Source organism: Streptococcus sp. E17BB, assembly GCF_041807725.1.
Taxonomy (GTDB): domain Bacteria; phylum Bacillota; class Bacilli; order Lactobacillales; family Streptococcaceae; genus Streptococcus; species Streptococcus entericus.
Window position 1 is genome coordinate 50,121 of the sequence record NZ_JBGTZC010000004.1, and the last position, 19,863, is coordinate 69,983.

Below are 19,863 nucleotides of genomic sequence, written 5' to 3' on the forward strand. Positions count from 1 at the left end.
GGTCTCCTTAGTTTGCGATGCTCTTGTAGAAGTCTTTGGCAACAGCCGTATAATCCTTACCGTCAACATCGACTTGAGCGTTGAGTTCGGTGACTTTTTCAGTCGTTAATTGGCTGGAAATCGTGTTCAAGGCTGTCGCAAGGTTTGGCTCTTTCTCAAGCAAGTCGCTCTGGGCAACAGGAGCGATGTTGTAAGGTGGCCAGAAGGCCTTGTCATCTTCCAGCAGGGTAAACTCATCTGTCTGAATGAGCTGACCTTCTGTAGTATAGGCTGGCGTCACATCTGCTTCGTCGTTTTTCAGCACGCTGTATTTCAGGCTGTTGTCGTAGACCTTGGAAGATTTCCAGTTAAACTCACCGTAAGCCGTCTTCAAGCCTGCCAAGCCGTCTTCACGCTGGTCAAATTCCCCTTGGGACGCAAAGCGGAGTTCGCTCGCATGTTGTTGCAGGTCAGAGATGGTCTTGATGCCCAACTGCTTCGCCACGGCTGTCCGAATGACCAAGCCCTGACTGTCTGTCGCTTGGGCGTAGTCTAACCACGTCAGCTTAAAGTCTTTGGCATAGGCGGTTTTAACCGTCTGATAGACCTGCTCAGGGTCGGTTTCCAATGGCAACTTCAAAATAGCCAACAGACCTGTCCCTGTGTACTCTGGGTAGAGGTCGATTTCCTTATTGGTCAAGGACGTATGCACCAAAGAGCTGGCGATGTTAAACTTGCGCTCAACGGTGTAGCCTTCATCTTCCAAGGCTAGAGCATAGAGCTCTGCAACGATGAGGTTTTCTGTGAAATCTTTTGAACCAATCCGCACGACTGGTTTGTCACCAGCTGCAGGTGCGCTCTGCTTTTGCCCAAAGAGGGCAAATAATCCTAAACCAGCTAGGACAAGGAGGGCTAACAGGCCTCCGAGGCGTTTTTTGTTTGTCATGTTTAACTCCTTTTTAGTGGGTTTGTTTGATGTGATGAATGAGCCCATCAAGGCTCAACATGGCAATGAGCGAGAGCAGGGCAACGGAGCCACCGCCCAAGAGTAAGAGATCGTAGCGATAGAGCCCCAACCCTGTGAAAATCAGAGTGCCCAGTCCTCCTGCTCCGATGTAGGTGGCTAGGCTAGCGGAGGCGATGATTTCCACTAGAGCCAACTTGAGCCCGGTCAAGAGATGGGGAAGGGCTAGTGGAAAAGCGACCTTGAGCAAGACCTGCCTGTCGGTCATCCCCAGCCCCTTGCCGACTTCTTTCAAACTCTCTGGGACTTGCACCAAGCCGACCAAGGTTTGTAGGATAATGGGCGGTAAGCCCAGCAGGACAAGGGCGATAAGGGCTGGCATTTGCCCAACACCGATGAGGGGAATGAGGAAGAACAGCACACCCAGCGAGGGAATGACCCGCAGACCACCAGACAGGCCTGTGATGGCTTGCCGGAGTTTGGAGCGCTGGTAAGCCAGGTAACCCAAGTAGGTCCCAAAAACCAGAGCGATTCCCAGAGCCAGAAGGCTAATCCAGATATGCTCCCAAAGATAGGTCAGGTATTGGTGGCTGTTGTGTGCTAGGTAATCAACCAGTCTAGTCCACATGAGCAACCTCCTCGTCGTCCTTGTCTTTTCTATCCAAACCTCGTCTCAGGTTATCCAAAATCCGCTTTTGGTAGCTGATAAAGGTGGTCACCTCTTCCTCACTAAATCCCTCGTAAAAGATGATTGACAAGCGCTCGCTAACCCGCTTTCCGATGACTTCTTGCCCCCAGCCCTTATCCGTCAGGTGCCAGATTTTTTTTCTCTTGTCATTGGGACAGGGCTGTGGCACAATCAAGCCTTGCTCCTCCAAACGTTTGAGCATAGAGGTTAAGGTATTGTTGGCAAGCCCTGTGTGAATGGCAATATCTGTCGCAGTTCCTCTCCCACCATGTAACCAAAGACAGTGGAGAATCTTCCCTTGTTCTCCCGTGTAAAGTGCCTCTGGCTCCTGTGCCAGCAAGTGCTGAAACAGACGACCATTCAAGAGGCTAATGTGGGTCGCGCGATAGCCCCCTTGTTCTTTTGTCATAGGAGCTCCTTTCTTTTTTATTTCTATATAGAACAATGATAATTCTAGCATCTCCTTTTTTCTTTGTCAACTATTTCGATATGGAAATACTATATTCCACAAAAAAAGAGCAGGATTTTCTGCTCTCTGGTATTATCACGCTTTAATACCGTGGACGAATCACACCTGTCACGGTTGCTTTTGTCGCTTCATAATCACCATCAACGACGACCTTGATAATGCGCTTGGCCTCTTCTTCTGGTGCTGCAACAAGGGGCAAGCGAAGCGGTCCGACATCAAAGCCCAAATAGTTCAGCACCGCCTTAACAGGAGCAGGGCTCGGATAGCTAAAGAGAGCGTTGACTTTAGGGATAAACTGGCGCTGAATAGCTGCAGCAGCCTTGATGTCGCTCTGCTCAATAGCTTCAAACATGGCGTGCATCTCGTCACCATTAGTGTGAGAGGCTACCGAAATTACCCCATCTGCTCCCAAATTCATGGCATGGAAGGCATCGCCATCTTCTCCTGTATAGATGAGAAAATCATCTGGACGGTGCTCAATCAGATAGGCAATGTTAGCAAGGGTTGTACACTCCTTGACTCCGATGATATTGGGATGTTCTGCCAAGCGAAGCATGGTCTCAGGCGTCAACTCCACCACGACTCGTCCTGGGATATTATACAGAATAATCGGCAGGTCAGACGCGTCCGCAATGGCCTTGAAATGCTGGTAAAGCCCCTCTTGAGATGGCTTATTATAGTAAGGAACAATGGCAAGGCCCGCCGCAAAACCACCAAATTTAGCCACTTCCTTGGCAAACTCGATGGAATCCCGCGTATCATTGGTCCCAATCCCTGCAATCAAGGACACTCTGCCCTTAACAATAGCTTGCACAACTTTGAAAATCTCTAGCTCTTCCTCATGGGTCAGGGTCGGACTTTCTGCTGTCGTCCCTGCCAGCAAGATGGCATCTGTATGGTGCGCCAGCAAGTGTTCAATCAGAGCTGGGAAAGCCTCAAAATTGATGGTACCATCTTCATGAAAAGGCGTGACCAAGGCTGTGATGATTTTAGCCTGTCGTAGTTGCTCGATGGACATAAGAATTCCTTTCTAACGATGCTACTGATTCGAGATGACTGACGATTTTGCCAGCCATCTCATCACTCTACTTCAACTCAAATACAAGCTCGTCCGTTTTTCTCACCAAACCACGCTCGTGAAGGGTCTCAGCGATTTGAACAGAATTCCAAGCAGCACCTTTGAGGAGATTGTCAGATACCACCCACATGTGAATGCCATTTTCCTTGTCCAAATCCTTACGAATACGACCAACAAAGGTATCACGGCTACCGACCGCATTGATGGCTTGTGGGTAGATTTGGTTGGCAATATCATCTTCTAAAACAGCACCTGGGAAGCTCGCAATCGCTGCTTTTACCGCTTCAATGTCTGCGACTTCCTTGGTTTCGATGTAGACAGATTCAGAGTGGGCAGAGAGAACTGGAATCCGCACACAGGTCGCAGAAACAGCAATGCTGTCATCTTCCATGATTTTCTTGGTTTCCTTGGTCATCTTCATCTCTTCATAGGTGTAGGCATTGTCCGTGAAGAGGTCGATTTGTGGCAGTGCATTAAAGCCAATAGGGTAGTGCTTCTTATCGCCACCTGAAGGAAGGATGTTTGCTTCTACCTCTTTTGGTGCCACGCCGTCATTCAACGCCGCACGCAACTGCGCCTGTGTTTCCAAGATAGCTCCCATACCTGCCCCAGAGACCGCTTGGTAGGTTGACACGATGATGCGTTCCAAGCCCCACTGCTGACGGACAGGCTCCAGTGCCACCATCATCTGGATGGTGGAGCAGTTTGGACAAGCGATAATGCCTTTGTGGTCATCCATGGCATGGGCATTGACCTCTGGAACAACCAAAGGCACATCTGGATTCATACGGAAGTAAGAGGTGTTGTCCACCACTACAGCACCTGCTTTCACCGCATAAGGTGCAAACTTAGCCGATGTCGACCCACCAGCTGAAAAGAGGGCAATATCAATGCCTTCAAAACTATCTTCTGTGGTCAACTCGACCGTCACCTCTTGTCCCTTATAAGTCAAGGTCTTACCAGCAGAATGAGCTGACGACAGCAACTTAATTTGGTCAATCGAAAGCGTGCTCTCCTCCAACATCTTAATCATCTGTGTTCCAACGGCGCCTGTCGCACCAACAACGGCAACTGTATAGCCCATGTCTTTACCTCTTTTTTCTACAGGTTAGTAAAAATTTTATCCGTTATCTTTTTTAGATAATTTTATTTCCAGCAGTCTTTGCTGATACGCCTAATTATACTATTTTTCTTTAACAATGAAAAGAGATTATTTTTGCAAATCACTCAATTATTCACTTTTTGCTAATTTTCTGAAAAAAATTTAAATAATCTCTTGCAGAATATAAAAAAATGTGCGATAATTCATCTTACCTGACTTTAAGATTTTTTTCAGGAAATTATGTTTAGGAGGTTTGATGATGAGTCGTCAAATGACATCAAAAGTTAGGCTATTAGGCCCTACCTTGCTTACTGCCTTGGTAGCCTTTAGTCTGAATAGCTACTCAGTAGCTGCTAATGATGATGTGACTATTGCTTCTACTAGCCCAGCCATCACAGCTGTTTCTGACAGCACTACAGCTGAAACGGCTACCAGCTCTGCGATTTCACCAGAGCCACAAGCAAGCACCACGTCATCAGAGAGCAATCAGCCAAACTTTGCTCTTGCTGAGCTTTATGCTAAAACAGAAGCCGAGACCCTATCTGTTGAAAGCAATGCTATTATCAATGTCCAGCCTGTCTGGGAAGAAAACATCAAGGGGCAAGGCATGGTCGTTGCTGTTATCGACTCAGGGCTTGACGTTGAGCACAATGCCTTGACCCTTAGCGATATTTCCACTGCTAAATTCAAGAGCGAAGAGGAAATGGAGGCCAAGAAAGCTGAAGCTGGTATCAACTACGGTCAATGGTACAACGACAAGGTTGTTTTTGGCTACAACTATACTGACAGCAATACCGAACTAAAAGAAAGCGATGTGCGTTCTCACGGTATGCACGTTTCTGGTATCTCAGTGGGTAATCCGACTCAAACGGATAGCAGTGGTACACGCATCGTTGGGGTTGCCCCAGAAGCCCAGTTGATGTTTATGCGGGTCTTTTCTGATACTCGTGGCGGGGGTACAGCTCCGTTTCTCTACGCTCGTGCTATCGAAGATGCCGTTAAACTCGGTGCTGACTCAATCAACCTCAGTCTGGGGTCACCAAACGGCTCCCTGATTGATGTTGGCGACCACATCACGCGTGCCATTGATGATGCTCGTAAAAAAGGGGTTACCGTTGTCATTGCAGCAGGTAACGATACGGTATTTGGGGACGGTAAATCCTTGCCTTACGCCGATAACCCTGACTATGCTGTTGTTGCAACACCAGCCACAGCCCGAGATGGTATTGCGGTCGCTTCTTATAACAACACCCACCTCACTCGTGAAGTTGCCACCATTCTCGGTATGGAAGATAATGCTGAGCTCAACTTTGGTAAGGTCAACTTTACCAAGGGGTCAAACAGTAAAAAAGAGTTCGCTGAAAATGTAGCCTATGACTACCTCTATGTTGGACTAGGTAAAACCGAAGACTTTGAAGGACAGGACTTAACTGGCAGAATCGCCCTCATCAAACGTGGTGAAATCAGCTTTGCTGACAAGGTAGCCAATGCTAAAAAAGCTGGAGCTATCGGTGCTGTGGTCTTCAACAACGTGACCCAAACACTGGACTTCACCATGAACATCCCTGGACCTGAAACAGCGCTTTACCCATCAATTTTTATCCCTATCCAATTCGGTGAAGAGTTAGCTAAAGAGTCAGGCACAGGCAAGTACAAGTTCCAGTTCAACAAAGCCTACGAAACGGTGGTCAATCCTGAAGCTGGAAAAATGTCTGACTTTACCAGCTGGGGCTTGTCTGCTGATGGTGAATTAAAACCTGATGTCTCTGCACCAGGTGGAGCGATTTACTCTGCCATTAACAACAATGGTTATGCAAGCATGGACGGTACCAGCATGGCATCGCCACATATCGCTGGTGTTATTGTCCTCATGAAACAGGCTCTTCAGAAAAAATACCCTGATTTAAGCCCTGAGGATCTGCAAATTCGTATCAAACAGCTTTTGATGAGCACTGCTCTGCCACACTTTAACACTGATACTCAGGCCTATACTTCTCCTCGTCAACAAGGTGCTGGTATCGCAGATACCCACAAGGCTATTCACTCTGACCTTTACTTGACAGGCGACGATGACCTGACCAGCATCGTTCTGGGGAATGTTGATGACAGCTTTACTTTTAATGTGCGTCTGTATAACACCTCAAACAGCGACAAGACCCTCAACTACATCACTCACCTGAATACTGATGAGATTGTTGACGGTCGCGTCACCCTCAAACCACGTGAACTGAACCAAACAACCGGAACGGTCACAGTAGCTGCCAACAGCAGTGTCTTGATTCCGATTACTGTGGACAGCTCAGCCTTTACAGAAGAGCTCAGCAAACTCATGGTCAATGGTTATTTCCTTGAGGGCTTTGTGCGCTTTGTCAACCCTGTTGACGGCGGTGATGAGGTCAGCATTCCTTTTGTTGGTTTCAAGGGAGCATTTGAAAACCTAGCTGTTATCGAAAAACCAATCGGTGAATTTGACTTTAACAACGGTGACCTGCCGTTCTACTATCCTGAACGCAAAGAAGGCTCAAAAATAGACGAGCTGAATTTCACTGAAAGCGAAGAGTACACCACACTCTTGACATCAGAATCCGAATGGGACCACAATAAGGGGATCTACACGCCAGAAACACCGATTATTGCTGGAACTTACTTAGATAGTGACGGCAAGTATATCCTCTACCGTGATGAAACAGGTAAGCCATACTACATTATTTCACCAAACGGTGATAATAACCGTGATGCTGTCATGCTACGTGCTGTCATGCTACGGAACTTTACAGATGTTACTGCAGCTGTTTATCGCGACGAAGACATCGACCGTACTAATCCTGTTTGGGTCAGCGAGAATAGCCTAGCAGGAACTAAAAACTACTACGGCGGCAAACCTGCCAACTCCAAATCAACTATTCTTGATAACACGCTTTGGGCTGGTAAAGACAATAACGGCAAGGTTCTTCCAGATGGTAAATATGTCTACGTCGTAACTTATCGTCCAACCGTTCCTGGTGCAAAATCTCAGGAAATAAGCTTTAACATCTTGATTGATACCTCACGCCCTGCCATTACCACTGCTTCAATCTACGATGAAGACGCGCGTACTTTCAAACCACGTCCAGGTATTGCATGGGGAGCAACCGAGATTTATCGTGAAACCCTCTACTATAATGTCAATGCCGAGGATTACAAGGAAGTCCTCAAAAATGGTCGTGAAGTAACACGGTCAAACACCGTCCGTATCTACATCAAGCCAGATGAAAACGGCGTTTACACCCTGCCGACACACGACATCAACGGAAAAGAACTCCGCATCACTGATTTCTGGTACCGCATCGAAAACCGTGCAGGAAACTCTTGGTCGGCTGTCCTACCAGAGATTGTCCAAGGTGGAACAGAAAGCGGATTAGTCCGTCTGGGTATCTCAAATCCAGAAACACAGCAATTGATTGAAGCAGATTTCCGCTACATTATCCGTGATTCAGAAGGCAACGATGTTACTGCTGAAACAACCTCTGTCAACCCTGCCGAACCTTTCCACAGCCTCCCATTTGGAGACTACACTGTTGAATTGATTCTTCACGATGAAGATGAAGCCTATTTGATTGATGAACGCATCAAATCCTTCACCGTTGATGAAGAACATTCATTGGTTGGTGTCTACTTCAAGGCAACACCACTGTCTCGCACAAGTTTCGCAGTGGACTTTGACACCATTCCACCAGTAGGGACTAAAGTTTACCTCGTTGACAGCAAGGGCAAACGCACCGAGCTCCCTCAAGGTCGTTACACCAAGGACATCTTTGAGAAGAAAATCGTCTCTGGTGATTACACCATTAGCATCGAGTTACCAGCAGGCTACCAGGCTGTCGACCTCTCAAGTGGTGAGCCTATCGTTATTGAGAACCTCACCTACACCATCGCAGGTGATAAACTGACTGTTAAAAATCTGTCCCTCCAAGCTAAAGGTAATTTGGAAAATGGAGGAGCAGCAGAAACTGCTGACGACTTGCCTGCCTTTGACCCCAATGCTGACCTAGATAATGATGGTTTCTCTAACCAAGAGGAACTGACTCTGGGAACAGATCCTGCCGATGCTACATCTTATCCTCAAACAGCCAAAGGTGACCAAGAAAATGGAGGAGCAGCAGAAACTGCTGACGACTTACCAGCCTTTGACCTCAATGCTGACCATGATGGGGATGGCTTCACTACAGCAGAAGAAATGGCAGCAGGCACCGATCCGTTCCACGCAGGTACTTACCCACAAACCTCAACTGGTGACAATGCCAACAACGGTTATCCAAATCTTAACGACGATAAACCAGTCTTTGATTTAGAGGCTGACTATGATGGAGATGGCTTCACAAACCGCCAAGAACTGGATGCTAACACCAATCCATTGGATAAGAACAGTTTCCCTGTCAAGAATGAGGAACCTGCTACACCTCCTACCAATCAGGACGAAAATAAAGAAACACCTGATAACCAGAAGGATAAAGATAAGGAAACATCTGATGTTCAGGGTGGCAAAGATACCTCAACACCAGATCAGCCTAAAGACAAACTTGCTGACCAGCTGGTTAATACTGACAGGCAAGTCTTCGTTAACCCAGCTGCTCCTGCTCCCCGTCCAGCAGCTACAAGCAATCTAGCAACTTATGCAGCAGCTACTTCTCACAAAGCCAGTCTGCCAGAGACAGGTGACCAGACAAGTGTCTTGACACTTATCGGTGCTAGCATGACCGCTCTTACAGCCTACTACTTGACTCGTCGCAAGAAAAACTAAGGCTCTCTTATGACTCAAAATCCCTCGACCTGATAATCGAGGGATTTTTTGATACCCGAATAAAACCAAGACCAGCCTAGAAGAGTATACAGCTAGGCAAGGGAGCTTTATAAGCTACAACTCCTGTTGCGCTTCTTAGACACAAAAAATCCCCCACAAAGGGGGAAAGGGCATCTCAAACGAGATGAGATCAGTTGGTTCACACAACTCATCAAGGTCGGCTCCTGCCTTTATGACCTCCCTAGCGTAAATTTGGTCAGTGACCAAATTCGGCTCATCGCATATTTTTATTCTAACTCATTTGTGTCATTTTGTAAAGGCCTGTGTTCTACTGGTTGAAAAAACTCGGTAACAGCTCTTTGTAGCCCATCAGGTGAGGCTGTCTTTAGTCGTTGCTGGCAGACTCTAACAGGATAAAATGGCTTACCATCCAGTATCAGAACCATGTCCAAATCATCTTCTGAGACTTCATCGCCCAGTTCCCATTTGCCACCATAGTTAGCAATCAAGGTTTCACCTAGATAGGCCGCAACAGCAAATAAAATAATCCCACCATCTGGTCGTCTAAGAACTCCGCCTTCCTGCTTCTCCGTTTCAAAGAAGTCATCCAATGCTACGATGCTTGATAAGCTAAAGTCAGCCAGATAACCAGAAGCTGTCAGATTGTCTACCGTCCACTCGATGGCTTCTGGCAAATCATCTACCAAAGTTGCCTGGGAACTTTGCGCAGTTTTAGCTTTAAATGCTTGAAAAATTTTCTTAAACATAAGATCTCCTTATAACTCCTTAGTTACAATAGCGGTGCAACGACTTTAGCGAATACACCTGTTAATTTCATAAGAATCGGTAATTGTAACAGCTCATCTGGTGTCACACGGTGGCAAAGTAGCAGAGTTTGTTGAAAATCTGCTTCAACAGCTGCGACTGCTGGTGAACGGTAGAGATAAGTTGCGCACTCAAAGTGATGGTAGAGGCTACGATAATCAAGGTTTATGGTGCCAACAACAGCCTTAACACCGTCTGCTACAAAGACCTTAGAGTGATTAAATCCTGGCGTGTACTCGTAAATCTCCACTCCTGATTCCATGAGAATTTTGTAATAGGTTTTTGCCAGAGCATAAGGAATTTTTTTATCCGGAATCCCTGGCATCATGAGCTTGACATCAACTCCTCGCTCCGCAGCAAAGCGAATAGCATGTTCTAATTCGCTGCTCAAAATCAGATATGGTGTCATGATATGGACGTATTCTCTCGCATGGTTTAACATGTCAATGTAGACATTTTCACCAACATTATCACGATCAAGAGGAGAATCCCCGTATGGTATCACATAACCATCAGCCTTGTTAACTGGTTGGGATAAGCCGATATAAGGCGCAAGCGATTCATCGCTTCCCATGCTTGTCCACATCTGTAGGAACAGCACCGTAAAACTATCAACAGCAGGACCTTTTAAGAGGACACCTGCATCCTTCCAATGCCCAAAACGCTCGATTTCATTGATGTATTCATCTGCTAGGTTGGCACCACCGTTAAAAACCACCTGTCCATCAATGACTAAAATCTTACGATGATCCCGATAGTTGTAGTAGGTCGATAGAAAGGGCGTAATGGGAGCAAAAGCCCTCGCTTGTATGCCTAATTTGCCCAAACGCTCAGTGTAATCGAAGGACAGGCGAGACAGCTCGTTCATCCCATCGTAGAGCACTCGGATTTCGACCCCTTCACTAGCTTTTTGCTTTAAAATGGCTAGAATTTCGCCCCACATCAGCCCTTCATCAATGATAAAGTACTCCAAAAAGATGAACTGTTTAGCCTTGAGCATTTCTTCTTTCATCTTGGCAAAAAAGCTCTCACCTGTCGGCAAGTAGGTGACCGATGTCCCTTTATAAACAGGAAACTTATTATCGCTACGTCTCAAATATTCGACAAGATTATAAGCTGTGCTGTGCTGTGTACTGAGCTCTTGGACAACCTCCTCGTCCTGCTTTAAAAGATTTGAGCTATTTAAAATAACCTCTTTCAAACGTCTCCTCAAGGTTCGATAACCCAAATCCTGCTTGGTATATAATAAAAACAAGGAACCAAGTAGTGGAGCCAGCATAATCATCACTAACCAGGTAATTTTTGAAGTCGTATCCATACGGCTGTTGACCAGATAAAGGACACTGGCAACCGTGATAACAGCCTCAAAAATTTGAAAGAATACCCGATACTCTCCCAATAACCAACCAAAAGAAATGGAGATTAGCCATAATTGCAAAAGGATTAAGATAAAAACAATCGTCGCTCGGCTAAATACCGCACTGAAGAGCTTATCCTTTTTTAACAAGCGAATGGCTTTTAACTTGACTTTGCGCTTTTTCTCTTCCATATCATCTCCCTAACGTAAGCCTAATTCAGCTAAACGCTGCTTATAAGCCTCAAAATCAATCAGTAGACCTAAACCACCATACAGGTCATACTCATCTATCCAGTCTCCCTGCTCAGGAATACTCATCCGTTCAATGCCCTTTTGACTTGCCGTCAAGCCAGAAAGCCCATTAGATAGGATGAAAGGAAATGATATATTGGTCGAGGTTAATGCGTAAATTTTTCCCAGAGCCTCAGAGCCTGTAAAGAGCTTGGTCGGGTCTTTTATCTGGGATAGGACAGCCTGCATAACTTCCTGTTGGCGACGCGTTCGACCATTATCTCCTTCGTCATCACTTCTGAAACGCGCATAGTTAAGCAACGTTTTACCATCCATCCGTTGAGGACCAACCTGAATCGTTTGATAAAGGCTACCGCCAGAAGCAAAGCCCAAGTCATCCGGCACATCAACAGCACCAACAACCTCACCATTCACAGTTGAAAACTTTGCATCCATCTCTACACCATTAGGAAAGAGGGTGTCAACTGCCAGAGCAAAGGTTTCAAAGTCAATCATGATGTAATATTCAATAGTGATGTCAAAGTTATTTTTCAAGACTTGACGCACATATTCCGCCCCTTGGCTATTATCCTGTTCACCGATGGTAAAGGCTGCATTCAACTTGTGATCAGCCATGCCTTCATAAGAAGCTCCCTCAATATTCACCAGGGTATCTCTCAAAAAGCTGACTAGCTTTACCTTGCCTGAACTATTGCCGACATTCATCACCATAATGGTGTCTGTCCTGGCTTCTGTTGATTCTTCCGTGATGCGCTTATCACTACCTAAAATCAGGATGTTGACCCCATCGGCAGTCTTTTCACCAGCAAAATACTCTGTCATGGCTGGTTTTAAGTTCTCTTGACCTGAGGTCACACCAAACAAGCCCTTGAAAAACATCACTGCCATCCCAATGACAAGTAACAACATGAGAGCCACGGTTACTTTGACAAATCGTTTCACTTTAAGACCAAAGCTGGTCTTTTTTACAGGCTTCTTTGGTGCAGAAACTTGTTTATTGACAGACTTTTTCGACCGTCTAGGTCTCTCATCCGTTAACTCTAAGTTTCGCAGAGAGGACAGTTCAGATTGTCTATCCGTCAACTGATTTTCTTCTTGAGCATAAGAAACGACTCTTGGTTCATTTCCTTCAGCCTTTGCAGACAAATAAGTCAGCTCAGCTTTTTCTTTTTCACCCAAAAAATGGATATTTTGTGTTAAATAATCATATCGTAACTGCTCATGCCGAGACAGAAAAGCACTCTTTTTCATGGATTGTTCTCTTTTCATTCAGTTACTTTCCATTCTATACTTAACAGCCGTTGCTGTCAACTGTTACAACGCTTACATAGGTATGTTTGCGCTTTCTTCATGAACAATTGCATCGATAGAAATCAAGTGTATCTTGACAAAGGTCGCTTTTTGTGTTATCTTATGGGTACATAAAAACATTGATATAAAAGAGGTATCGCCTATGGGTATTTTCAAATTATTAGCGCTATTTGCAGAAGGGCTATTATCCTTCTTTTCTCCCTGTGTTTTGCCTATTTTACCAGTTTATATTGGTATTTTAGGAGGACAAGTGTCATCTGAAAAAATAGAACATTCCTCTGTTCAGCGACGCATCCTGGTCAACACCCTTTGCTTTGTTTTAGGTATTACTCTGACCTTTTTTGTTCTAGGATTTGCTAGCAGCCTGCTCAGTCGTCTCTTGACCCAGCGCATGCAAACGATTCAGCTCATCGGAGGCCTGCTCATCATCATCATGGGGCTAATCCAGCTTGACCTCTTTCAAACCATGCTGACCAAGCGAGAGTTTTCAGCCAAACACAAAGTCTATCAAGCTGGACAACAGGTCACACCTTTGCTTGCTACTCTTATGGGATTTACGTTTAGCTTCTCCTGGACACCGTGTATCGGTCCTATCCTTGCTAGCGCTTTTCTCTACGCCAGTAGCCATCAGGGGATATTTAGCGTTCTTTTAATCAGCGTCTACTGCCTAGGTTTCATCCTGCCCTTTGTTTTAGTTGCTTTCTTTTCTCAAAAAGTTCTTGCCTATTTCAAAAAGCACCAACATCTGATGAAACACACAAAACGCATTTCTGGTATCTTGCTGATTCTTATCGGGCTGTCTATTATCACAGGCCAATTCACTACAATCAGCCGTTTCTTCCATTAACATGGTTATCAGGTCAATACCTATCATCAAAAACAACAACTAATTACCATACTAAAGGAGTCTATCATGTTTAAATCATTTAAATTCGCCATCATGATGGCTGTCGCCCTTTTCACACTTTGTGGTTGCTCACTCCTCCTACCAAGTCAAGAACCGATTGGCATTAGCAAGGGACAAGTTGCGCCAGATGTCACTCTCGTCGACAAAGATGGCAAGGCGGTTTCCCTTAAAGACTATGCTGGCAAAAAAATCTACATCAATGTCTGGGCCAGTTGGTGCGGACCATGCAAACAAGAAATTCCTGAATTGGAAAAAGTCTACCAAAACTTTAAAGATAAAGACGACTATGTTTTCTTGTCCGTCGTTTCTCCCAACGACAATAAGTTTAACAATCAACGCCCAATGGACAGCAGTGAACAAGAAATTCTCTCAGTTGCCAAAGACAGTAAGATAACCTATCCTGTTCTTTTTGACACAAAAGATAGTTTTGCAAGTCAATTTGGCATCACGTCTTTCCCAACTCATATCATCATCAACAGTGACGGTACAGTTGGTCAAGTCATGCTCGGTAGCACCAATGAAGACATCTTGACAAAGCTGCTTCAAGAAGCTAATTAAGAACTAAGAGGCGACCATTATGTTCAATACAATCATTTCTAAAACACATACAAAAGGCCTCTTCTTCAAGGCAGCCCTACTCTTATTCATCGGATTCTTTACCATCATTTTTTCATCAATAGCGGTCTCTTTATTCTTGGTGGTAACAGGTCGTTCTGCCATGCTAAGTCAGACGGTCATGGTAGAAGTCATGTTCTTCTTAACGCTCATCTTTGCAGCTATTATTTGGAAAATCATCCACGGACAGCGACTCTTTTCTCCCAAGATCGTTTGGACTAAACCTATTAACCACCTCATTCACGCCAACCTTATCGCGGCCATTGCTCTATTATTTTACAACGGTTTTATTCCTGGATTGATTGGTCTATTTGAAGGCGGTTGGGAACTGATATTGCCAAGTTTTTGGGCAGCTGCAACTGCTGGTATCGGTGAGGAAATCTGGTTACGTGGGCTATTCTTTACCGCTTTTCTCTCACTTTTTCGGTCACAATCGCAGAGCTTAACCAAGACTGCTCTGACAACTTCTGTTTTATTTGGACTCTTCCATCTTGTAAACCTTGCTCAAGCGGAGCCTCTTGCTGTCGCTCAACAGATTTTCTACGCTACCTGCTTTGGTCTTAGCTTTGCGGCCCTGCGAGTGGGGTATAATAACCTCTGGTTGCCAATGCTAATTCATTTTCTTATCGATTTTCAGCCCAGCATTAATGAGCCGGTCAGCTCTGGAAGCTGGATTGAGATTATCGTTGTCTTTGTCCCTCTAGCCGGACTAGCCTTATGGACACTTATCAACATGGATAAGACGATTGAACAAACACCTGAACTTAAACACGATACTGAAGAAATCATTGTAGCCGAACTATAAAAAAAATAATCTGGAACAACTAAATGTTCCAGATTATTTTTTTTATTTTGCTAATTTTGCTTTAGCAGCATCAGCAAGTGCTGTGAAAGCTGCTGGATCGTTCACTGCCAGGTCAGCAAGCATTTTGCGGTTTACTTCGATCTCAGCCAATTTCAAACCGTTCATCAACTTAGAGTATGATAAACCGTTAAGACGAGCTGCTGCATTGATACGGGTAATCCACAATTTGCGGAAATCACGTTTCTTCTGACGACGGTCACGGTAAGCATAGTAGTAAGAGTTCATCACTTGCTCTTTTGCCGTGCGGAACAAGATATGCTTAGCTCCGTAGTAACCTTTCGCCAGTTTCAAAATACGTTTACGACGTTTGCGTGATACAACGCCACCTTTAACACGTGCCATTTATTTTTCCTCCAAATATCTATCTCTAATCTGTCTAAGGGTCAATGCTAAGATTAACGAAGACGCGTCAACATTGACTTGATACGCTTAAAGTCACCTGAGTGAACCATGCGTGCTTTACGCAACTGACGACGTTGCTTCTTAGTTTTACCGTGGAAACGGTGAGACGTGTAAGCACGGAAGCGTTTCAAACCGCCTGAACCAGTACGCTTAAAGCGTTTTGCTGATGCGCGGTGTGTTTTTTGTTTTGGCATGATAGATTTCTCCTCTTAATAATTTTTCAGGCGACAAGTTACTTCTTGTCTGGAATCGGTGCGAGTTGCATAAACATTTGACGACCATCCATTTTTGCGCGTTGCTCAATGATGGCAATATCTTGGGTCCCCTCAGCAAAATCAGCCAACACCTTAGCGCCGATTTCTTTATGGGTAATCATACGCCCCTTAAATCGGATAGAAACTTTGACCTTATTTCCTTTTTCAAGGAACTTACGACCATTACGGAGTTTGGTTTCAAAGTCACCTTTGTCGATAACTGGACTGAGGCGTACTTCTTTAACCGTCACAACGCTCTGTTTCTTGCGTTGCTCCTTTTGTTTCTTCTGATACTCAAACTTGAACTTACCGTAGTCCATAATTTTTGCAACAGGCGGTGTGGCTTGTGGCTGAATGAGAACCAAATCGACATTTGCCTGATCAGCAAGAGCTTGCGCTTCTGACAGGGGCTTAATGCCTAACTGATCACCTTCAAGACCAACGAGACGAATTTCGCGAACGCGAATCTCGTCATTAATGAACAAATCCTTCTTAGCTATGTTCTTCACCTCTTCATATTTTTAGAGAAAAACAAGAGCGGACTTGATAAATCAAGCCCGCACACATAATCTTCCTGATGGAATCTTGACATGTCAGGGCCAGACAACCTAAGTCGCAAGGCGAGAAGTTCTCACTTCTGCTTTTCTCATTGTTACTATTATACGTTATCTATTAGTCCTTGTCAAGGATTTCAGCTACTTTTTTTGAGATAAATGCGACGACACCCTCAATAGATACCCCAGTCGTATCAAAATGAATCGCATCGTCAGCTGGTTTGAGCGGCGAAACTGCTCTCGTACTGTCCTTATAGTCCCGCTCAGCAATTTCCTGCTTGAGCTGGTTAAGGTCTGCTGGAATACCTTTTTCGATATTTTCCTTATAGCGGCGCTCAGCTCTTTCCTCAACGGACGCAACCAAGAAAATCTTGAGTTCCGCATCAGGCAAGACCACTGTACCAATATCACGACCATCCATGATGATTCCTCCATCACGGGCTATCCGCTGTTGCTCCGCAACCAGTTTTTCTCGCACTTCCGCCAATGCGGAAACCCAAGAGACATTGGCCGTCACGTCGTTTTGACGAATGGCTAAGGTGATGTCCTCATCCCCAGCAAAGACGGTCTGCGTGCCATCTTCTGCTAGTCCAAAGCCAATTGGATACTGATCGATCAAAGCCAAAATATCAGATACCTGATGCCCTTTCAGTCCTGCCCGCAAGGCTAGGTAAGTCGCTGTGCGGTACATAGCACCTGTGTCCAAGTAGGTGTAACCAAGTTCTTTTGCTAAAATCTTTACAACGGTACTCTTACCACTTGAAGCAGGTCCATCGATGGCAATTCTAATCTTTCTCATACCTGTCTTTCTAATTGACGATAACCACGTCACCTGGATTTGCCCACCAAGTGCCACCAGGTCCTACCATCTTGTCTGGGTTGAGCTCGTAGAGACGCTCGAGAGAAATTCCTGCTCGTGCTGCAATCTGACCAGCACCTTCGCCAGACATAACTGTTAGGGTCTCGCCAGTAGCTGACGGTGATGTCGATGAAGCTGTACTTGATTCAGTCGTTTCTCTTTCTTCAGTTTGACTTGGTGCCTCAGTGCTTGATGACACTAAACTGCTCGATTTGCTCGGATCATAAAAAGCTTGTTCTGCTTGTTCTTGATTGCTACCGCCGTTTGATGTCCATAAAATAAAGGCCAGTATACAAACCACGATAAGCAAGAAAGCTGCCAATAAAATCGTCAGAAAGTAACTACTGAACCATTCAATTGACTTGTTTTTTTGACCTGATTTATCATCAGCCAAGAAGGCTTTGGTATCCCATAATTTTTTCATCAGTTTTCCTCTTGTGTATTCTAAGTTTTCGTATTACAATAGTGCTATGAAAGTATCTTTGATTCCTGAAAAATGCATCGCCTGTGGTCTTTGCCAAACCTATTCTGCTGTTTTTGATTACCATGACGATGGTATTGTAAAGTTTGCCGACAGTGACGACCTTGTTAAGGTTCTCCCAGAAAGTCCCAATACCCTACTAGCTGTTAAATCCTGCCCGACCAAGGCGTTAGTCCTTGACTGAAGGTTTTTTATCTTTGCGATAAGCCCAGAAATAGTCATGACGGGTCAAATTATCGTGTAATTCCACTTCGCCGTTGAAGGCTGGGTGAATCGCCAAGGCATCTAAAAAATATTTTTTTGGCCATTTTCGCATGAAAACGGTCTTTTTTTGATGATCAGTGAGGCGTAAAGACACACGATACTTGCTAATTTCAACCTTTTCAATGGCTGAAATCGGTATTTTTTTCTTGGTAAATGGATTGAGGGATGTGATCCCAAGATAACCATCCTCTCCGATAGTAAAATACCGATGAAAGCCAAAAATCGTTAGGATAACCGTTAACCAAAAACCACCAAAAATCAGATGCGTCGCTCTGCTATGTTCATAAATCAAAGAGAGAGCGAAAAAGGTTGGCAACCAGGCCAGCGACCAATAGATGATGGCTAAGGATAACTCTGGCTGCCAGTGGTAACGCACTTTGCCAAAAATTTTAATCATGCGTTAATCCTGTGAGAGACGATACCGATAATGGTATCAACAGCCTTCTCCATGGTTTGCAAACTAACATACTCAAATCGTCCATGCATGTTCTCACCACCAGCAAAGAGGTTCGGTGTCGGAATACCCATGAAGGAAATTTTAGAACCGTCTGTTCCACCACGAATTGGTTCAATGATAGGAGTGATATCCAGCTTTTCCATGGCTTTTTTAGCCAGTTCAATCGGCGTCATATCTCTGACAATAATCCGCTTCATGTTATAATATTGGTCTTCGATCTCAAGACCCACGCGATCCATACCAAAGAAAACGTTCATATGGTCAGCAATGCGGTCTAAAAGCATCTTGCGACCGTCAAAATCATCGTCATCAAAATCTCGGATAATATAGGTGGCTTTGGCTTCTTCGACATTTCCTGACAAGTCCATCAAATGGATAAAGCCCTCGCGCCCTTCCGTATGCTCGGCACGGTCTTTTTCAGGCAACTGATTGTGAAAATCAATCGCTAGTTGAAGAGCGCTAATCATCTGATCTTTAGCTGTGCCAGGATGAACGTTACGACCAAAGAAGGTCAACTCCGCTACAGCTGCGTTAAAGGTCTCATATTGTAATTCGCCAAGAGGCCCGCCATCAACTGTATAAGCAAAATCCACATTAAAGTCAGCCGCATCGAACTTATCTGCACCAACACCGATTTCTTCGTCTGGACCAAATCCCACTCGAATCTCACCGTGTTTAATCTCAGGATGAGCAATGAGGTATTCCATAGCTGTCATGATTTCAGCGATTCCTGCCTTATCATCAGCTCCCAGCAAGGTTGTACCATCAGTAGTAATCAGCGTTTGACCCTGATACTTATTCAAGTTTGAAAAATCATCTGGAGATAGCACATAACCTGATGTTCCCAGCTCAATATGACCGCCATCATAATCTTCAATGATTTGTGGTTTTACCCCTTCGGCATTGAAATCAGCAGTGTCCATGTGTGAGATGAAGCCAATCTTATAAAGGAAGCTTGGATCGTTGGCTGGCAAAGTTCCAATTAAAAAGCCGTTTTCTTCAATATAATGGACATCCGTCAGACCAATACGCTCCATCTCAGGTTTTAAAATATTTAAGGCAAAGTCAACCTGATTTTGACTTGATGGTGTCGTCTGGCTGGCAGGATTGCTACGCGTGTTTTCTTTGACATAAACTAAGAAACGATTCAACAAATTCGGATAAGTCATCGTGTTACCTCTTCTTTTTCTTCTTTCCTACAATTATAGCAAAAAATAGGAAAAATTTCCCAATTTTAACCGATATATGATTATTTTACAGCTTTAACCGATATATGATCATTTTACAGCAACAATTGTTTTTTGTCTCTTATCTGTAATATAAAAGAAGTTTTTGTAATCTTTTTGTCACAAAAAGTCGTCTTTTTTATGTTATGATAGAAGCACATAGAAGAATGATAG

At 44.6% G+C, this 19,863-nt stretch carries 20 protein-coding genes and 1 other annotated feature; of the genes, 5 read left to right on the forward strand and 15 right to left on the reverse strand.

Translation table 11 applies throughout. The features are described from left to right. Positions 1–7 precede the first annotated feature (7 nt). The 5 genes from ACERC7_RS01735 to ACERC7_RS01755 all read right to left on the reverse strand — a co-directional run bounded on the left by ACERC7_RS01735 (position 8) and on the right by ACERC7_RS01755 (position 4,262). Positions 8–925, reverse strand: a complete 918-nt coding sequence (locus ACERC7_RS01735) for a glycine betaine ABC transporter substrate-binding protein (protein WP_373658206.1) — start codon at positions 923–925, stop codon at positions 8–10. Positions 926–938: 13 nt separating this feature from the next. Continuing rightward, positions 939–1,571 carry an ABC transporter permease gene (locus ACERC7_RS01740; RefSeq protein ID WP_373658205.1) on the reverse strand — a complete coding sequence of 211 codons (633 nt, stop codon included), beginning with the start codon at positions 1,569–1,571 and terminating at the stop codon, positions 939–941. Continuing rightward, positions 1,561–2,040: a MarR family winged helix-turn-helix transcriptional regulator gene (locus tag ACERC7_RS01745; protein WP_373660076.1), complete on the reverse strand. Its 480-nt coding sequence runs from the start codon at positions 2,038–2,040 to the stop codon at positions 1,561–1,563. Before ACERC7_RS01745 ends, ACERC7_RS01740 begins: the two co-directional genes overlap by 11 nt. 142 nt (positions 2,041–2,182) lie before the next feature. After that, entirely contained in the window at positions 2,183–3,118 is a 936-nt protein-coding gene (dapA, locus tag ACERC7_RS01750; protein WP_373665954.1) for a 4-hydroxy-tetrahydrodipicolinate synthase, read from the reverse strand. Between the two features lie 67 nt (positions 3,119–3,185). Continuing rightward, positions 3,186–4,262: an aspartate-semialdehyde dehydrogenase gene (locus ACERC7_RS01755; protein WP_373665955.1), complete on the reverse strand. Its 1,077-nt coding sequence runs from the start codon at positions 4,260–4,262 to the stop codon at positions 3,186–3,188. A gap of 274 nt (positions 4,263–4,536) precedes the next feature. Here ACERC7_RS01755 and ACERC7_RS01760 point away from each other — a divergent pair, with 274 nt between their 5' ends. Then, complete coding sequence (locus ACERC7_RS01760) at positions 4,537–9,060, forward strand: S8 family serine peptidase (protein ID WP_373665956.1); 4,524 nt, start codon at positions 4,537–4,539, stop codon at positions 9,058–9,060. A gap of 287 nt (positions 9,061–9,347) precedes the next feature. Here ACERC7_RS01760 and ACERC7_RS01765 read toward each other — a convergent pair whose 3' ends face one another. Genes ACERC7_RS01765 through ACERC7_RS01775 form a run of 3 tightly spaced genes read right to left on the reverse strand, consistent with a single transcriptional unit; the run spans position 9,348 to position 12,763 of the window. Further along, positions 9,348–9,827: a hypothetical protein gene (locus ACERC7_RS01765; protein WP_373665957.1), complete on the reverse strand. Its 480-nt coding sequence runs from the start codon at positions 9,825–9,827 to the stop codon at positions 9,348–9,350. Between the two features lie 23 nt (positions 9,828–9,850). After that, positions 9,851–11,434 carry a phosphatidylserine/phosphatidylglycerophosphate/cardiolipin synthase family protein gene (locus ACERC7_RS01770; RefSeq protein ID WP_373665958.1) on the reverse strand — a complete coding sequence of 528 codons (1,584 nt, stop codon included), beginning with the start codon at positions 11,432–11,434 and terminating at the stop codon, positions 9,851–9,853. Positions 11,435–11,443: 9 nt separating this feature from the next. Then, positions 11,444–12,763, reverse strand: coding sequence for an LCP family protein (locus ACERC7_RS01775; RefSeq protein WP_373658198.1), 1,320 nt, complete (start codon positions 12,761–12,763; stop codon positions 11,444–11,446). A 184-nt stretch (positions 12,764–12,947) separates the two neighbouring features. Here ACERC7_RS01775 and ACERC7_RS01780 point away from each other — a divergent pair, with 184 nt between their 5' ends. The 3 genes from ACERC7_RS01780 to ACERC7_RS01790 all read left to right on the forward strand — a co-directional run bounded on the left by ACERC7_RS01780 (position 12,948) and on the right by ACERC7_RS01790 (position 15,132). Further along, positions 12,948–13,652, forward strand: coding sequence for a cytochrome c biogenesis CcdA family protein (locus ACERC7_RS01780; RefSeq protein WP_373665959.1), 705 nt, complete (start codon positions 12,948–12,950; stop codon positions 13,650–13,652). A 66-nt stretch (positions 13,653–13,718) separates the two neighbouring features. Continuing rightward, on the forward strand, positions 13,719–14,270 hold the full coding sequence (locus ACERC7_RS01785) for a TlpA family protein disulfide reductase (protein ID WP_373665960.1): 552 nt from the start codon (positions 13,719–13,721) through the stop codon (positions 14,268–14,270). Positions 14,271–14,289: 19 nt separating this feature from the next. Beyond that, a complete protein-coding gene (locus ACERC7_RS01790; protein WP_373665961.1) occupies positions 14,290–15,132 on the forward strand; it encodes a CPBP family intramembrane glutamic endopeptidase in 843 nt (280 codons plus the stop codon). A 42-nt stretch (positions 15,133–15,174) separates the two neighbouring features. On the opposite strand, the gene rplT is transcribed toward ACERC7_RS01790, so the two are convergent. The 5 genes from rplT to ACERC7_RS01815 all read right to left on the reverse strand — a co-directional run bounded on the left by rplT (position 15,175) and on the right by ACERC7_RS01815 (position 17,685). Next, positions 15,175–15,534: a 50S ribosomal protein L20 gene (gene rplT / locus ACERC7_RS01795; RefSeq protein ID WP_018367782.1), complete on the reverse strand. Its 360-nt coding sequence runs from the start codon at positions 15,532–15,534 to the stop codon at positions 15,175–15,177. 53 nt (positions 15,535–15,587) lie between these two features. After that, positions 15,588–15,788 carry a 50S ribosomal protein L35 gene (rpmI, locus tag ACERC7_RS01800; protein WP_018367781.1) on the reverse strand — a complete coding sequence of 67 codons (201 nt, stop codon included), beginning with the start codon at positions 15,786–15,788 and terminating at the stop codon, positions 15,588–15,590. 38 nt (positions 15,789–15,826) lie between these two features. Continuing rightward, entirely contained in the window at positions 15,827–16,357 is a 531-nt protein-coding gene (gene infC, locus ACERC7_RS01805) for a translation initiation factor IF-3 (RefSeq protein WP_373665962.1), read from the reverse strand. A 14-nt stretch (positions 16,358–16,371) separates the two neighbouring features. Further along, positions 16,372–16,497 (reverse strand) — a sequence feature (ribosomal protein L20 leader region). A 23-nt stretch (positions 16,498–16,520) separates the two neighbouring features. Beyond that, complete coding sequence (gene cmk / locus ACERC7_RS01810; RefSeq protein WP_373660086.1) at positions 16,521–17,201, reverse strand: (d)CMP kinase; 681 nt, start codon at positions 17,199–17,201, stop codon at positions 16,521–16,523. A gap of 10 nt (positions 17,202–17,211) precedes the next feature. Continuing rightward, positions 17,212–17,685 carry an SAG1386/EF1546 family surface-associated protein gene (locus ACERC7_RS01815; RefSeq protein WP_373660087.1) on the reverse strand — a complete coding sequence of 158 codons (474 nt, stop codon included), beginning with the start codon at positions 17,683–17,685 and terminating at the stop codon, positions 17,212–17,214. Between the two features lie 46 nt (positions 17,686–17,731). On the opposite strand from ACERC7_RS01815, the gene ACERC7_RS01820 reads away from it, so the two are divergent. Next, positions 17,732–17,926: a ferredoxin gene (locus tag ACERC7_RS01820; RefSeq protein WP_373658190.1), complete on the forward strand. Its 195-nt coding sequence runs from the start codon at positions 17,732–17,734 to the stop codon at positions 17,924–17,926. Here ACERC7_RS01820 and ACERC7_RS01825 read toward each other — a convergent pair. Both ACERC7_RS01825 and pepT read right to left on the reverse strand, forming a co-directional pair. After that, positions 17,912–18,403 (reverse strand): EbsA family protein, encoded by a 492-nt coding sequence (locus ACERC7_RS01825; RefSeq protein WP_018367777.1) that lies wholly within the window; start codon positions 18,401–18,403, stop codon positions 17,912–17,914. The genes ACERC7_RS01820 and ACERC7_RS01825 overlap by 15 nt on opposite strands. Continuing rightward, on the reverse strand, positions 18,400–19,632 hold the full coding sequence (gene pepT / locus ACERC7_RS01830) for a peptidase T (protein ID WP_373658189.1): 1,233 nt from the start codon (positions 19,630–19,632) through the stop codon (positions 18,400–18,402). The genes ACERC7_RS01825 and pepT overlap by 4 nt, the downstream gene beginning before the upstream one ends. Between the last annotated feature and the right edge of the window lie 231 nt (positions 19,633–19,863).